Here is a 16239-nt window from a genome sequence, read left to right on the forward strand (position 1 = left end):
TCATTGCTCCTTGGCTTCGTTGCGGCCCAAGTGGAAGGCGGTGATGGCTGCAGCGAGCAGCAGCATCGAAGCCAGTTCGACCACCAGCAGGTACGGGCCGAACAGGCTGATGCCCACGGCCTTGGCGTCTACGGTGGTGTGACCGATGGCCTGGCCGCTCTGGTGAGCGAACAGCACATACAGCAGTTCACCCAGCAGCAGGGCTGCCAGGACAACCGGGCCGAGCCAGATGCCGGGCTTGAGCCAGACGCGTTCCTGGGCGACCGAAGCCGGCCCCAGGTTGAGCATCATCACCACAAACACGAACAGCACCATGATGGCGCCAGCGTAGGCGATCACTTCCAGGACACCGGCGAACGGTGCGCCGAGGCTGAAAAAGGTCATGGCCACGGCGATCAACGAAATGATCAGGTAGAGCAGGGCGTGCACAGGATTGGTGTTGGTGATCACGCGAAGCGTGGACACCACTGCAATACCGGACGCGAAATAGAAAGCGAATTCCATCTTTCTTCCTTAAGGCAGCAAGCTCTTCACGTTGATCGGCTCGGCTTCGTTTTGTGCGGCGCCTTTCGGCTTACCGGCAACGGCCATACCTGCAACACGATAGAAGTTGTAATCAGGGTTTTTACCGGGACCAGAGATCAGCAGATCTTCTTTCTCGTACACCAGGTCCTGACGTTTGAACTCGGCCATCTCGAAATCCGGGGTGAGCTGGATCGCGGTGGTCGGGCAAGCTTCCTCGCAGAGGCCGCAGAAAATGCAGCGCGAGAAGTTGATGCGGAAGAAGTCCGGGTACCAGCGACCGTCTTCGGTTTCAGCTTTCTGCAGGGAGATGCAACCCACCGGGCACGCCACGGCGCACAGGTTGCAGGCTACGCAACGCTCTTCGCCATCGGGGTCGCGGGTCAGCACGATACGGCCGCGATAACGCGGCGGCAGGTACACCGCTTCTTCCGGGTATTGCAGGGTGTCGCGTTTGCGGAAGCCATGGCCGAAAACCATCACCAGGCTTCGCAACTGGGTACCAGTACCCTTAACGATGTCGCCAATATATTTGAACATGGGTCAAATCCTCACTGAACCGCGCCGGCGGGCGTGTTCAACAACACAACGGCAGCCGTCACCAGCAAATTGATCAGGGTCAGCGGCAGGCAGAAGCGCCAGCTGAAATCCATCACCTGGTCGTATCGTGGACGCGGAATGGAAGCGCGCAGCAGGATGAACAACATGATGAAGAACGCGGTCTTGAGGAAGAACCAGAAGAACGCCAACTGCGGCAGGATGCCGAACGGACCGTGCCAGCCGCCGAAGAACAGCGTGACCAGCAGGGCCGAGATCAAGATGATGCCGATGTACTCACCAACGAAGAACATGCCCCATTTCATGCCGGCGTATTCGATGTGGTAACCGTCGGCCAGTTCCTGTTCCGCTTCCGGTTGGTCGAACGGGTGACGGTGAGTCACGGCGACGCCAGCGATGAAGAAGGTACAGAAGCCGAAGAACTGCGGAATGATGAACCACAGGTTCTGCGCCTGGTACTCGACGATGTCGCGCATGTTGAACGAGCCAACCTGCACCACGATGCCCATCAGCGCCAGGCCCATGAACACTTCGTAGGACACGGTCTGGGCCGAAGCCCGCAAGCTGCCCAGCAGGGCGAACTTGTTGTTACTGGCCCAACCGGCGAACAGCACCGCGTAGACCGACAAACCGGCCATGGCGAAGAAGAACAGCAAGCCGATGTTCAGGTCCGCCACGCCCCAGGTCGGGGTGATCGGGATGATCGCGAAGGCGATCAGCAAGGCGCTCATGGCCACGACCGGTGCCAGGGTGAAGATCACCTTGTCGGCAAACGGCGGGGTCCAGTCTTCCTTGAAGAACATTTTCAGCATGTCGGCCGCGATCTGGAACATGCCGAACGGGCCAACGCGGTTCGGACCGTAACGGTCCTGCCACCAGCCCAGCAGGCGACGTTCGACGAAGCTGAGCAGGGCGCCCGCAACGACCACGGCCAACAGGATCACGATGGCCTTGACCACCGAGATGATCACGTCAATTACTTCCGGCGTGAACCAAGTCATTGCGCTGCCTCCTGCAGACCGTCAACGGTTTTGCCGAAGATCGCCGCGGGGATGCCGGCGATGCCTTTAGGCAGTGCAACCAGGCCGGCGCCCAGCTCTTCATTGATGCGCAGCGGCAGACGCAGGGTCTGGCCAGCCACGTTCAGGCTGAGCAGCGCACCGTCGTTGACACCGAGGCGGTCGGCTTCGGACTTGGCCACGGACACGTAGGCAGCCGGGATGCGCTCTTGCACTGGCGCGGCTTTGGAAGAGTTCTCTTCGCTGCCGAACAGGTGGAAGAACGGCACAACCTGCCAGGTGCCCTGGGCCGGGTTGAACGGACGCGGTATGGCAGCGAACCAGTTCAGCGAATCACCCGTGCTTTCGATCAGGCGGGTGCCCGGGTCGCCAGCGCGGATGTGACCACCGACTTCGTCCTGGAACTTGTTCCAGGCCTGCGGCGAGTTCCAGCCCGGCGACCAGGCGAACGGCACCTGCTGACGCGGTTCGGCGGAGCCCGAGTAACCTTCCATGGAGAAGGCGAACGCGGTGTCGTTGTCTTGCGGGGTACGCGGTTCGTGCACGCTGATATTGGCGCGCATGGCGGTGCGACCGGAGTAACGCAGCGGTTCACGGGCCAGTTTCATGCCCTTGATGCGGAACGCGGCGGATGGCGCAGCATCGATGATGCGGGCCAGTTGCGGTGCGCTGGCAGCGGTGGCGGCGGTCACGTGGTCAAGCTGGGTCCAGTCGATCGGCTGGTTCAGCAGGGTGGCGCGCAGGGCATGCAGCCAGCGCCAGCCTTCGTGAACCAGGATGCTGGCGTCCATGTACTTTGGATCGAACACCTGGAAGAAGCGCTGGGCGCGGCCTTCCTGGCTGACCAGGGTGCCGTCGCCTTCGGCGAAGGTGGCGGCTGGTAGCACCAGGTCGGCGCGGTCGCTGGTGGCGGTCTTCTGGTGGTCGGCGACGATCAGGACTTTTGCAGCGTCCAGTGCAGCGTCAACCTTGGCAGCATCGGTGCGGGTGTACAGGTCGTTTTCCAGCACCACGATGGCGTCGGCGTTGCCGTCGATCACCGCTTGCAGGGCTGCGTCCAGGGACTCGCCACCGAGCATGGCCAGGCCAAGGCTGTTGGCTTCTGGCACCACCAGGCTGATGGAACCGTTCTTGTCGCGCAGCTTCAAGGCTTTGGCAATGTTGGCAGCGGCTTCGATCAGCGCCTTGGAACCCAACGAGGTGCCGGCAATGATCAAGGGGCGCTTGGCCGCCAGCAGGGCGTCGGCGATGCGTTGGGCCAGGGCCACGGCTTCGCTGTCCAGGCCTTCGACGGCAGGGGCACTGGCGTCGAGGGCGTGGGCCACGGCGAAACCGATGCGGGCCAGGTCGTCTGGTGCTGCGTGTACGCATTCCTCGGCGATGTCGTCGAGTTTGGTCTCAGCCAGGCTGGCGATGAACAGCGGGTTCAGCGCGTGCTGGCCGATGTTTTTCACCGCGGCGTCGAGCCAAGGCTGGACGCGCATGGCGTCGGCCATGTCTTCAGCCTTGCCTTTCACCGACTGGCGCAGCGACAGGGCCACGCGGGCAGCGGTCTGGGTCAGGTCTTCACCGAGGACGAAAATGGCGTCGTGGTCTTCGATGTCGCGCATGTTCGGCACGGGCAGCGGGCTGTCGTTCAGCACTTGCAGGACCAGGCGGATGCGCTCCAGCTCAGCGGCTTCGATACCGCTGTAGAAGTGCTCGGCGCCGACCAGTTCACGCAACGCGAAGTTGCTTTCGAGGCTGGCGCGCGGCGAACCGATACCGACGATGTTGCGGCCGCGCAGCAGGTCGGCGGCTTTATCCAGCGCGTCGTCCAGGCTCAGCTTGGCGCCACCGGCCAGCAATGGCTGGCGCGGGCGGTCTTCGCGGTTGACATAGCCGTAGCCGAAACGGCCACGGTCGCACAGGAAGTACTGGTTGACCGAACCGTTGAAGCGGTTTTCGATGCGACGCAGTTCGCCGTAGCGCTCGCCCGGGGAGATGTTGCAACCGCTGGAGCAGCCATGGCAGATGCTCGGGGCGAACTGCATGTCCCACTTGCGGTTGTAGCGCTCGGAGTGAGTCTTGTCGGTGAACACACCGGTCGGGCAGACCTCGGTGAGGTTGCCGGAGAACTCGCTTTCGAGCACGCCGTCTTCAACGCGACCGAAGTACACGTTGTCGTGGGCGCCGAACACGCCGAGGTCGGTGCCGCCGGCGTAGTCTTTATAGAAACGTACGCAGCGGTAGCAAGCGATGCAGCGGTTCATCTCGTGGGAAATGAACGGGCCCAGTTGCTGGTTCTGGTGGGTACGCTTGGTGAAGCGATAACGGCGCTCGTTGTGGCCGGTCATCACCGTCATGTCTTGCAGGTGGCAGTGACCGCCTTCCTCACAGACCGGGCAGTCGTGGGGGTGGTTGGTCATCAGCCATTCGACGACACTGGCGCGGAACGCCTTGGATTCTTCATCTTCGATGGAGATCCAGGTGTTGTCGGTGGCTGGGGTCATGCACGACATGACGATACGACCACGGGTGTCGTTCTCGTCGGTGTATTGCTTGACCGCACACTGGCGACAGGCACCGACGCTACCAAGTGCGGGGTGCCAGCAGAAATACGGGATGTCGAGGCCGAGTGACAGACACGCCTGTAACAGGTTGTCCGCCCCATCGACTTCGAGCGCTTTGCCGTCTACGTGGATAGTGGCCATGGTTCAAAGTTCTTCGTTGGCCCGTTGTCAGCGGGCGTGGCTAATGGAATCTTGTTATTCATGTGCATCTACACAGCCCTTGAGGCGCCAGCACATGAGAAAGCGAAGGGCACGGACCCTTCGCTTCTTTAAGCGTTACGCGCCGACTACGATCGGCCTCGCCAGAGGCGGGACGGCGGCGCTGGTAGGCGCGATGCCGGCTTCGAACTCCGAGCGGAAGTATTTGATAGCGCTGCCCAATGGCTCCACGGCGCCCGGTGCGTGAGCACAGAAGGTCTTGCCTGGGCCGAGGAAACCGACCAGACCCAGCAGGGTCTCGATGTCACCCTCGCGGCCTTCGCCGTTTTCCAGGGCCATCAGCAGCTTCACGCTCCACGGCAAACCGTCGCGGCATGGGGTGCAGAAGCCGCAGGATTCGCGGGCAAAGAACTGTTCCATGTTGCGCAGCAGGGAGACCATGTTCACGGTGTTGTCCACCGCCATCGCCAGGCCAGTACCCATCCGGGTGCCGACCTTGCCGATGCCGCCGGCATACATCTGTGCGTCGAGGTGCTCGGGCAACAGGAAACCGGTACCGGCGCCGCCTGGTTGCCAGGCTTTCAAGGTGTAGCCGTCGCGCATGCCGCCGGCGTAGTCCTCGAACAGTTCGCGTGCGGTCACGCCGAACGGCAGCTCCCACAGGCCAGGGTTCTTGACCTTGCCGGAGAAGCCCATGAGCTTGGTGCCCATGTCTTCACTGCCTTCACGGGCCAACGATTTGTACCAGTCCACGCCGTCGGCGATGATCGCCGGCACGTTGCACAGGGTTTCGACATTGTTCACGCAAGTCGGCTTGCCCCACACGCCCACGGCGGCAGGGAAGGGCGGCTTGGAGCGCGGGTTGGCGCGGCGGCCTTCGAGGGAGTTGATCAGTGCGGTTTCTTCACCGCAGATGTAACGCCCGGCGCCGGTGTGCACGAACAGTTCGAAGTCGAAACCCGAACCGAGAATGTTCTTGCCCAACAGGCCCGCTGCCTTGGCTTCTTCTACGGCACGGTTGAGGTGCTTGGCGGCGGTGGTGTATTCGCCACGCAGGAAGATATAGCCACGGTAGGTTTTCAGCGCGCGGGCGCTGATGAGCATGCCTTCGATCAGCAGATGGGGCAGTTGCTCCATCAGCATGCGGTCTTTCCAGGTGTTCGGCTCCATTTCATCCGCGTTGCACAGCAGGTAGCGGATGTTGATGGATTCGTCTTTTGGCATCAGGCCCCACTTAACGCCAGTGGGGAAGCCTGCACCGCCGCGACCTTTGAGGCCGGCGTCCTTCACGGTCTGGACGATATCGTCCTGGGCCATGTCGGCGAAGGCTTTGCGCGCCGCCGCGTAACCATTCTTGGCCTGGTACTCGTCGAGCCATACCGGCTCGGCATCGTCACGCAGGCGCCAGGTCAACGGGTGGGTTTCAGGCGAACGCTTGATCAGGTTGGCCGGGCCGAAAGATGTAAGGGTCATGGGTAGCCCTCGAGCAATTGGGTCACGCCAGCTGCCTGCACGTCACCGAATGTGTCGTCGTCGATCATCAACGCCGGCGCCTTGTCGCAGTTGCCCAGGCAGCACACTGGCAGCAGGGTGAAACGCCCGTCTGCAGTGGTCTGGCCGAGGCCGATGCCCAGTTTGGTCTGGATCGCGTCGACCACTTTCTCGTGGCCACCGATGTAGCAGACCATGCTGTCGCACACGCGAATGATGTGGCGGCCCACTGGCTGGCGGAAGATCTGGCTGTAGAACGTGGCCACGCCTTCAACGTCGCTGGCAGGGATGCCGAGGATCTCGCCGATGGCGTAGAGGGCGCCGTCCGGCACCCAGCCACGTTCCTTCTGGACGATCTTCAAGGCTTCGATCGACGCCGCGCGCGGGTCTTCGTAGTGATGCAGCTCGTGCTCGATGGCCGAGCGCTCGGTTTCACTCAAGGTGAAACGGTCTGTCTGGATAAGCGTGCTGTTCATGCTTAGCGGTCCACGTCGGCCATAACGAAATCGATACTACCCAGGTACGCAATCAAGTCCGCGACCATCTCGCCTTTGATCACCGAAGGGATCTGTTGCAAGTGCGGGAAGCTTGGGGTGCGAATCCGGGTGCGGTAGCTCATGGTGCCGCCATCGCTCGTCAGGTAATAACTGTTGATACCCTTGGTCGCTTCAATCATCTGGAAGGACTCGTTGGCCGGCATGACCGGGCCCCACGAAACCTGCAGGAAGTGCGTGATCAGGGTTTCGATGTGTTGCAGCGTGCGCTCTTTCGGCGGCGGCGTGGTCAGCGGGTGATCCGCCTTGTACGGGCCGGCCGGCATGTTGCGCATGCACTGCTCGATGATCTTCAGGCTCTGGCGCATTTCTTCGACGCGCACGATGCAACGGTCGTAGGCATCGCCGTTGGCCGCCAGCGGTACTTCGAATTCGAAGTTCTCGTAGCCGGAGTACGGGCGCGCCTTGCGCAGGTCGAAATCGCAGCCGGTGGAACGCAGGCCAGCACCGGTGACGCCCCATTCCAGGGCCTCTTTGGTGTTGTAGGCAGCGACGCCGATGGTCCGACCCTTGAGGATGCTGTTGTCCAGCGCGGCCTTTTGGTACTCGTCCAGACGCTTGGGCATCCAGTCGATGAACTCTTTAACCAGGCGCTCCCAGCCGTTCGGCAGGTCGTGGGCCACGCCGCCGATGCGATACCAGGCCGGGTGCAGGCGGAAACCGGTGATGGCTTCGATGACCTTGTAGGCGCGCTGACGGTCGGTGAAGGTGAAGAACACCGGGGTCATGGCGCCGACGTCCTGGATATAGGTACCCAGGAACAGCAGGTGGCTGGTGATGCGGAAGAACTCGGCCATCATGATGCGGATGGTGTCGACGCGATCCGGTACCTTGATGCCGGCCAGCTTCTCGACCGAGAGCACGTACGGCAGGTTGTTCATCACGCCGCCGAGGTAGTCGATACGGTCGGTGTACGGGATGAAGCTGTGCCACGACTGGCGCTCGGCCATCTTCTCGGCACCACGGTGGTGGTAGCCGATGTCCGGCACGCAGTCGACGATTTCTTCGCCGTCCAGTTGCAGGATGATACGGAAGGCACCGTGGGCCGAAGGGTGGTTCGGGCCCAGGTTGAGGAACATGTAGTCCTCGTTGGTGCCGGAACGCTTCATGCCCCAGTCTTCCGGACGGAAGCGCGCGGCCTCTTCTTCAAGCTGTTGCTTGGCCAGGTTGAGGCTGAACGGGTCGAATTCGGTGGCGCGGGCAGGGAAGTCCTTGCGCAGCGGGTGACCTTCCCAGGTTGGCGGCATCATGATGCGCGTCAGGTGTGGGTGGCCCGGGAAGTCGATGCCGAACATGTCCCAGACTTCACGCTCGTACCAGCTGGCGTTCGGCCAGATACCGGTCACGGTCGGGACGCTCAGGTCGCCTTCGGACAACGCGACCTTGATCATCACGTCGCTGTTACGTTCGATCGACATCAGGTGGTAGAACACGGTGAAGTCGGCGCCGCTCGGCAGCCCTTGACGCTTGGTGCGCAGGCGCTCGTCCACGCCATGCAGGTCATAGAGCATGACGTACGGCTTGGGCAGGTTACGCAGGAAGGTCAGGACTTCGACGAGCTTGGCGCGCGCCACCCACAGCACCGGCATACCGGTGCGCGTGGCCTGGGCGGTGAAGGCGTCAGGGCCAAAACGGTTATTGAGTTCGACGACCACATCCTGGTCGTCTGCCTTATAAGGCGGGATGTACAGAGCGCTGCCTGTAGTCATGGTTTTTTTATCGCTTTCGGTCAACGTAAAGAATGAAGCCAGGTTTTCGTTCTATAAAAGAAGCGGGGCTGGATCAGACTTCGTCGGGGCTGCGCAGGTTGGTCACTGCGATTCGCTGTTCGCGGCGCTGTTCTTTTTGCGAAGGCATCTCGGCGCGGTAAACGCCTTGATCGCCGACGACCCAGGAAAGCGGGCGACGCTCCTTGCCAATCGATTCCTGCAACAGCATCAAGCCTTGCAAGAACGCTTCAGGGCGGGGCGGGCAGCCAGGCACGTAGACGTCCACGGGCAGGAACTTGTCCACCCCTTGGACAACGGAGTAGATGTCGTACATGCCACCGGAGTTGGCGCACGAACCCATGGAGATAACCCACTTCGGTTCGAGCATTTGCTCGTAGAGACGCTGGATGATCGGCGCCATCTTGATGAAGCAGGTGCCGGCGATAACCATGAAATCCGCCTGGCGCGGTGATGCCCGGATAACTTCGGCGCCGAAGCGTGCGATGTCGTGGGGCGCCGTGAAGGCAGTGGTCATTTCCACGTAGCAGCAGGACAGGCCGAAGTTGTACGGCCACAGGGAGTTTTTACGCCCCCAGTTGACCGCGCCACTCAGCACGTCTTCCAGCTTGCCCATGTAGATGTTTTTGTGGACTTGATCTTCTAACGGATCGGAGACGGTTTCCCGTTCGCCGATAGGGTACTGATCGTTAGGAGCATCCGGGTCGATCCTGGTGAGATTGTATTGCATCGCCAAAGCCTCATTGTTTCAGCTTCGCTTGCCGCTTACGACGAGCTTCCGGTGCCCAGTCAAGGGCGCCCACTCGGAATAGGTAGACAAGGCCTGCCAACAGAATTGCTATGAAAACGAGAGCTTCGACGAATCCGGTCCAGCCGCTTTCGCGGACGGACACAGACCAGGCAAAGAGAAAGAGGGCTTCGATATCGAAGATCACGAACAGCATCGCGACCAGATAGAATTTGGCTGAGAGCCGCAAGCGGGCGCCACCTGTAGGTAGCATGCCGGACTCGAACGGTTCATTTTTGCTGCGGCCCCAGGCTTTTGACCCGAGGAGGCTGGAGACGCCAAGCATGAAGGCGCAAAGGCCGACAACACCGAGAAGGAAAATGGCAAAGCCCCAGTTGTGGGCCATGAGTCCTGTCGCTTCGGTCATGCTGGAAGTCCTTAACAGAGAGCAAGGGTCTCTGAGCTTAAAAAAGTAACGATGCAGTGACGATATGTCGCACTGCAATCAATCGCGGTGATTTTATGGCTAAACACCGGGCAAGTAAAATTCCTATAGCGAAATTATTCGATGGAATAAGGACATAGTGCACCTCGATGGGGCTGCAACCCTTGTGTGGTGGGCATTAGCGGGCATTTAATCAAATGTGTTTTGTTTAACCTGTAACGAAGTTTTCATACGCCAAATGATAATGAATATTGTTTGCGTAGGGTTTAAGCGAATGTTTCGCGTGTGGCGGGGGAAGTTGTCGTTACTTGCTTGGTTGCGGCTTAGTTGTTGACGGGGATCTTTTAACCGATCTGATCGGAGGGAATACCGCTCTGGATCAATGTTTTGCGCAAAATCTTCAACTCGACGCGTTCCCTGTGGGAGCCGGGCTTGCCCGCGATGGCGGTGTGTCAGTCAGTGAATGTGGCGACTGCTGCACCGCTATCGCAGGCAAGCCAGCTCCCACATTGGACTTGTGGTGATCTTGAGATAAAAAAACGCCCCGAACAGGTCGGGGCGTGATTGTTTGCGGCACTGCGGTTAGGTCTTCCTTGGGGCCGCAGTGGCCGTGTACACGGTGCTTAGTGGAACTGCTCTTCTTCGGTCGAACCGGTCAGCGCGGTCACGGACGAGGAGCCGCCCTGGATCACGGTGGTCATGTCGTCGAAGTAGCCGGTGCCCACTTCCTGCTGGTGCGCCACGAAGGTGTAGCCTTTGGCGGCGTCGGCGAATTCCTGCTCTTGCAGCTTCACGTAGGCGGTCATGTCGTTGCGGGCGTAGTCGTGCGCCAGGTTGAACATGCTGTGCCACATGTTGTGAATGCCGGCCAGGGTGATGAACTGGTGCTTGTAGCCCATGGCGGACAGTTCGCGCTGGAACTTGGCGATGGTCGCGTCGTCCAGGTTCTTCTTCCAGTTGAAAGAAGGCGAGCAGTTGTAGGACAGCAGTTGGTCCGGGTATTCCTTCTTGATCGCCTCGGCGAAGCGACGAGCCTCGTCCAGGTCTGGCTTGGCGGTTTCGCACCAGATCAGGTCGGCGTACGGCGCGTAGGCCAGGCCGCGGGCGATGGCCTGGTCGAGACCGGCGCGCACCTTGTAGAAGCCTTCCTGGGTACGTTCGCCAGTGACGAACGGCTGGTCGTACGGATCGCAATCCGAAGTCAGCAGGTCAGCCGCGTTGGCGTCGGTACGGGCCAGGATGATGGTCGGTGTACCGGCAACGTCAGCCGCCAAACGTGCAGCGGTCAGCTTTTGTACGGCTTCCTGGGTTGGTACCAATACCTTGCCGCCCATGTGGCCGCATTTCTTTACCGACGCCAGTTGGTCTTCGAAGTGCACGCCGGCAGCGCCTGCCTCGATCATGCTCTTCATCAGCTCGTAGGCGTTCAGTACGCCGCCGAAACCGGCTTCAGCGTCAGCCACGATTGGCGCGAAGTAGTCGATGTAGCCTGCGTCGCCTGGGTTCTTGCCGGCTTTCCACTGGATCTGGTCGGCACGACGGAACGAGTTGTTGATGCGCTTGACCACGGTTGGCACCGAGTCCACCGGGTACAGCGACTGGTCGGGGTACATGGATTCAGCGGAGTTGTTGTCCGCTGCCACTTGCCAGCCGGACAGGTAGATCGCCTGGATGCCGGCTTTTACCTGTTGCACTGCCTGGCCGCCAGTAAGGGCGCCCATGCAGTTGACGAAATCTTTGTCGGGACGGAAGGACGGCTTGGCACCTTGGGTGACCAGGTTCCACAGCTTCTCGGCGCCGAGTTTTGCAAAGGTGTGCTCCGGTTGAACCGAGCCACGCAGGCGGACGACGTCAGCAGCGGAATAAGCGCGGGTTACGCCTTTCCAGCGTGGGTTTTCAGCCCAGTCTTTCTCGAGGGCTGCAATTTGCTGTTCGCGTGTCAGTGCCATGGGAGTAAACCTCGTCGCGTCTTGTTTAGAAGATCCGTTTTCCAGCCGTGCAATCGATGCGTGGGCAGGGCTGCTCGCTGACCAGAAGCTTAGGCGGTCATGTCGGGTTTGCCGGGGAATGCGACGGGATGAACGCGTTGCGAGAGGAGGAGTTGAGCAGGTAGGGGCGAACTGCGGGCAGTCTTCGGGCGTCGTGGGCCTTTGTACGATCCATCAGTGTGTAGCCGGGTTACCTGGTTAGCTTCCGTCCCTCGGGACAACTTCGTTCCAGTCGCAACCTCGTCAAACACACCTTGTGGGCGGTACAGACACGAATCGGCTCGGGTGGGTAGCTTGGAGCGCGATCCGAAGGCCCTTGCCAGGGCCCCTGATTAGCGGGAGCGAGGCCATCATGCCCATGCTTTTTTGGCTCGTCAAATGTTTTGTAGTGCTTATTTTCAAGCACTACATCTTTAGTCTAAGACGACTCATCAGTCAGTTTTTGGTGCTTCAGTTCAGGGTGTCGACCTTGACCCGCAAAGTCAGGTCATCCCGGCCCTGAGTAGAGTAGGTGCGGGTTCCAGCGGATTTGTCGGCCTGGGTCTCGCGGTTGATGCCGGCCAGGGGGATCCATTCACCCAAGCGGCCGCTGACGGTTGTGTCGGTACTTTGCACGTTCACTACATCGGGACGTTCCTGGCTCATGCGGTCACGGTTGGTACTGATGGCCAGGTGAACGGTCTCGCCGGTGACGCTAGCAGTCACGTAAAAGCCCTGGGTCACGTTGCGGTATTGGGTCTGGTTCTGCGGGCGGCCGTAGGCGTCCGGTTGGGTGGTGGTCAGCGGCACGCTCTGGCCGACCTGGATCAGCGCAGGCACGCCTTCGCTGGCCTGGATCTGCTGCACGCCGCCGTCGCGGCTGGCGGTGCCGTAGCTGATGATGCGGGTCTGGTTGTCGCCGCTGTTCTGCTGGTTGTTCTCGTTGGTGTCGACGGTGATCAGCAGGCGCTTGGCAGGGGTGTCGAGTTGCGCGAGCAGGGCGCGCAGGTCCTGGATCTTGCCGGGGTCAGCGTTGACAATAAGCTGGTTACCGTAGGCGCTGACGGTGCCGTCCTTGCCGATGAAATTCTGCGCGACGGGCAGCAGGTCGGCGCTGGTGCGGTTGCTCAGGTTGACCACTTCGGTGTCGGCCATGGCCGTGACGCTGGTGGCCAGCAGGAGGGCGGTGAGCAGGGTGCGTAGGGACATGTCCGTTATCTCTGCGAGTCGTTTGGGCTTGATAGTGCCAGTTTGTCGGCTTGGCGGGGTGCAAGTTGAATCGTAGACGGCAAAATGCCCTGGCAGGGCAGGGCATTTGTGGTGCTGCTGAAATAGCTTTCGCGAGCAAGCCCGCTCCCACATTTTGACCGCATTCCAAGGGGTGTACTCAGTCAAATGTGGGAGCGGGCTTGCTCGCGAAAGGCGCGACTCGGTCTTGGATCAGTCCCCGCGCACCATATCGACATGGGGAATCCCGACTTCGAGGAATTCCTCGCTGACGATCTTGAACCCCAATCGCTCATAAAACGGCGCCGCATACACCTGCGCACTGAGAAACTGCTTCGTCTGGCCACGCTGCTCAGCCACGCCAATCACCGCTTCCATCAGCTTGTCGCCGACTTTAAGCCCGCGCCAATCCTTGAGCACCGACACACGCCCGATCTCGCCGCTGGGCAGCAGGCGAGCGGTGCCAATCGGAAAGTCGCCTTCGAAGGCAAGGAAATGCGCCGCGTCAGCGTCGTCTGCGTCCCATTCCAGCTCCGGGGGTACCGATTGCTCAGCGATAAATACCGCTTCACGAATGCGCCGTATCTCGGCGATATCCTTTTGCCAGTCCGCGACACTTACGTGAATCTTATTCATCAGCAAACCCCAGGCTTCCTTGCTTGACCAGTTCGCACAGCAGGTCGCGGCCGTCTTCGTCCGCCAACCATGGGCCGAGGTTTTCGGCGTGCAGGGCGTCGGCGGCGCAGATCAGCTTCAGCAGTTCGCGCAGTTTGCCCGGCAGGTAACGGCTCTGGCCGCTGGCGAACAGCAGGACGTCGTCGTCCACTTCCGACCAGGCCATGCGCGCGCTTGGGTTACGTACCAGAATCGCGCCGTCTTGCAGGGCGCCGATAAAGTCGTCCTCGCCCAGTTCTTCGCCCGCCACCAGTTCAGGGTAGCGCGGTTCGGTCATGAACTGGCCGAACCAGGTCAGCAACATGCGCTCGTCGCTCATGTGTTCGGCCAGCAGGCTCTTCAGGCGGTCGAGGGCGTCGCTCTGGATCTGGTGCGGGTCGCTGACCGGTTGGGCGTCGGCGTCGGTGTAGCGCTCTTCGTCGGTCAGGTACTGGGCGAGGAAGTCGGTGAAGTGAGTCAGTACTTCGGCCGCGCTCGGTGCGCGGAAGCCCACGGAGTAGGTCATGCAGTCGTCTTCGGCGATACCGAAGTGGGCCAGGCGTGGCGGCAGGTAGAGCATGTCGCCCGGTTCCAGGACCCATTCGGCGCTTTCTTCGAATTCGGCAAGGATGCGCAGGTCCGCGTGTTGCAGCAGCGGGCTTTCGGAGTTGCACATCTGGCCGATTTTCCAGTTGCGCTTGCCTTGGGCTTGCAGCAAGAACACATCGTAGTTGTCGAAGTGCGGACCCACGCTGCCACCGGGTGCGGCAAAGCTGATCATCACGTCGTCGATGCGCCAGCTTGGCAGGAAGCGGAACTGCTCCAGCAGCTCGGCGACTTCCGGCACGAACTGGTCAACCGCTTGTACCAGCAGGGTCCACTCGCGCTCAGGCAGGGCGCCGAAAGCATCTTCGGCGAACGGGCCGCGACGCAATTCCCACGGACGTTCGCCGTGTTCGATCACCAGACGCGACTCGACTTCTTCTTCCAGGGCCAGGCCGGCCAGTTCGTCGGCGTCGATCGGGCTTTCGAAGTCGGGGATGGCCTGGCGGATCAGCAGCGGTTTTTTCTGCCAGTAGTCGCGCAGGAATTCCCGTGCCGTGATGCCGCCCAGAAGTTGAAGAGGGATGTCAGGATTCATGTGTAACCTATTGAAAGAAAGCACTTTTCAGACTGTAATAAAAACGCCCGGCGCGGCCGGGCGTCTCAAAGGGTCTTGCGATGATCAGATGCGCTTGGCTTGCTCTACAGCGTTGCCGATGTAGTTGGCCGGGGTGAGCAGTTTCAGCTCGGCCTTGGCCGCGGCTGGCATGTCCAGGCCGTCGATGAAAGTTTGCAGCGCCTCAGGGCTGATGCCCTTGCCGCGCGTCAATTCTTTTAGCTTCTCGTACGGGTTTTCGATGTTGTAGCGACGCATCACGGTCTGGATCGGCTCGGCCAGGACTTCCCAGCACGCGTCGAGGTCAGCGGCGATTTTCTGCGCGTTGAGCTCCAGCTTGCTGATGCCTTTGAGGCTGGCTTCGTACGCGATCACGCTGTGGGCAAAGCCCACGCCGAGGTTGCGCAGTACGGTGGAGTCGGTCAGGTCGCGCTGCCAGCGGGAGATCGGCAGCTTGCTGGCCAGGTGCTGGAACAGGGCGTTGGCGATGCCGAGGTTGCCCTCGGAGTTTTCGAAGTCGATCGGGTTGACCTTGTGCGGCATGGTCGACGAACCGATTTCACCGGCAATGGTGCGCTGCTTGAAGTAGCCCAGGGAGATGTAGCCCCAGATATCGCGATCGAAGTCGATCAGGATGGTGTTGAAACGCGCAATGGCGTCGAACAGCTCGGCGATGTAGTCGTGCGGCTCGATCTGCGTGGTGTAGGGGTTGAAACCCAGGCCCAGCTCGTCTTCGATGAAGGCGCGGGCGTTTTCTTCCCAGTCGATCTCAGGGTAGGCCGAGAGGTGGGCGTTGTAGTTGCCCACGGCGCCGTTGATCTTGCCCAGCAGCGGGACGGCCGCGACTTGAGCAATCTGACGCTCCAGGCGGTACACCACGTTGGCCAGTTCTTTGCCCAGGGTGGTCGGCGAGGCCGGCTGGCCGTGGGTGCGCGACAGCATCGGCACGTCGGCGAAACGGATCGCCAGTTCGCGGATGGCGTTGGCGGTCTGGCGCATCAGCGGCAGCATTACGTCATCACGGCCTTCGCGCAGCATCAGGGCGTGGGACAGGTTGTTGATGTCCTCGCTGGTGCAGGCAAAGTGGATGAACTCGCTGACCTGGGCCAGTTCCGGCAGCTTGGCTGCTTGCTCTTTGAGCAGGTACTCGATGGCTTTAACGTCGTGGTTGGTGGTGCGCTCGATCTCTTTCACACGCTCGGCGTGCTCCAGGGAGAAGTTTTCCGCCAGGGTGTTGAGCACAGCGTTGGCTTCGGCGGAGAACGCCGGCACTTCGCTGATGGCGGGGTGAGCGGCCAGGCGCTGGAGCCAGCGCACTTCAACCAGGACACGAGCACGGATCAGGCCGTATTCGCTGAAAATAGGGCGTAGGGCCTGGGTTTTGCCGGCGTAGCGGCCGTCAACAGGGGAAACCGCAGTGAGCGAAGAGAGCTGCATGGGGTGTTCTCGGACAGTCGGGCAACGAAATGGGGCGCGTA

Annotated in this window: 14 protein-coding genes; all 14 read right to left on the bottom strand. The window is 60.9% G+C overall.

From position 1 onward, the window contains the following. Entirely contained in the window at positions 1–504 is a 504-nt protein-coding gene (gene nuoJ, locus J1G37_RS17580) for an NADH-quinone oxidoreductase subunit J (protein ID WP_003174726.1), read from the bottom strand. A 9-nt stretch (positions 505–513) separates the two neighbouring features. Next, positions 514–1062, bottom strand: coding sequence for an NADH-quinone oxidoreductase subunit NuoI (gene nuoI, locus J1G37_RS17585; RefSeq protein ID WP_003174725.1), 549 nt, complete (start codon positions 1060–1062; stop codon positions 514–516). A gap of 11 nt (positions 1063–1073) precedes the next feature. Then, entirely contained in the window at positions 1074–2081 is a 1008-nt protein-coding gene (gene nuoH / locus J1G37_RS17590) for an NADH-quinone oxidoreductase subunit NuoH (protein ID WP_017737147.1), read from the bottom strand. Next, positions 2078–4792: an NADH-quinone oxidoreductase subunit NuoG gene (nuoG, locus tag J1G37_RS17595; RefSeq protein WP_207043771.1), complete on the bottom strand. Its 2715-nt coding sequence runs from the start codon at positions 4790–4792 to the stop codon at positions 2078–2080. The genes nuoH and nuoG overlap by 4 nt, the downstream gene beginning before the upstream one ends. Before the next feature lie 135 nt (positions 4793–4927). Continuing rightward, positions 4928–6283: an NADH-quinone oxidoreductase subunit NuoF gene (nuoF, locus tag J1G37_RS17600; RefSeq protein WP_003174722.1), complete on the bottom strand. Its 1356-nt coding sequence runs from the start codon at positions 6281–6283 to the stop codon at positions 4928–4930. Then, a complete protein-coding gene (gene nuoE / locus J1G37_RS17605) occupies positions 6280–6777 on the bottom strand; it encodes an NADH-quinone oxidoreductase subunit NuoE (protein ID WP_017737149.1) in 498 nt (165 codons plus the stop codon). The genes nuoF and nuoE overlap by 4 nt, the downstream gene beginning before the upstream one ends. A 2-nt stretch (positions 6778–6779) precedes the next feature. Beyond that, complete coding sequence (nuoC, locus tag J1G37_RS17610; RefSeq protein ID WP_207043773.1) at positions 6780–8564, bottom strand: NADH-quinone oxidoreductase subunit C/D; 1785 nt, start codon at positions 8562–8564, stop codon at positions 6780–6782. Positions 8565–8637: 73 nt separating this feature from the next. Next, positions 8638–9312: an NADH-quinone oxidoreductase subunit B gene (locus J1G37_RS17615; RefSeq protein ID WP_012724951.1), complete on the bottom strand. Its 675-nt coding sequence runs from the start codon at positions 9310–9312 to the stop codon at positions 8638–8640. A gap of 10 nt (positions 9313–9322) precedes the next feature. Then, complete coding sequence (locus J1G37_RS17620; protein ID WP_003219575.1) at positions 9323–9736, bottom strand: NADH-quinone oxidoreductase subunit A; 414 nt, start codon at positions 9734–9736, stop codon at positions 9323–9325. 641 nt (positions 9737–10377) lie between these two features. Further along, a complete protein-coding gene (aceA, locus tag J1G37_RS17625) occupies positions 10378–11703 on the bottom strand; it encodes an isocitrate lyase (protein WP_017737152.1) in 1326 nt (441 codons plus the stop codon). 489 nt (positions 11704–12192) lie between these two features. Further along, positions 12193–12930, bottom strand: a complete 738-nt coding sequence (locus tag J1G37_RS17630; protein ID WP_207043775.1) for a secretin N-terminal domain-containing protein — start codon at positions 12928–12930, stop codon at positions 12193–12195. A 231-nt stretch (positions 12931–13161) separates the two neighbouring features. Then, positions 13162–13584 carry a GNAT family N-acetyltransferase gene (locus J1G37_RS17635; protein ID WP_207043782.1) on the bottom strand — a complete coding sequence of 141 codons (423 nt, stop codon included), beginning with the start codon at positions 13582–13584 and terminating at the stop codon, positions 13162–13164. After that, entirely contained in the window at positions 13577–14743 is a 1167-nt protein-coding gene (locus tag J1G37_RS17640; RefSeq protein ID WP_207043784.1) for a cupin domain-containing protein, read from the bottom strand. Before J1G37_RS17640 ends, J1G37_RS17635 begins: the two co-directional genes overlap by 8 nt. Positions 14744–14827: 84 nt before the next feature. Beyond that, positions 14828–16198, bottom strand: a complete 1371-nt coding sequence (purB, locus tag J1G37_RS17645) for an adenylosuccinate lyase (protein ID WP_017737156.1) — start codon at positions 16196–16198, stop codon at positions 14828–14830. Positions 16199–16239: the final 41 nt, after the last annotated feature.

This window comes from Pseudomonas sp. Marseille-Q1929 (genome assembly GCF_017316265.1).
Taxonomy (GTDB): Bacteria; Pseudomonadota; Gammaproteobacteria; order Pseudomonadales; family Pseudomonadaceae; genus Aquipseudomonas.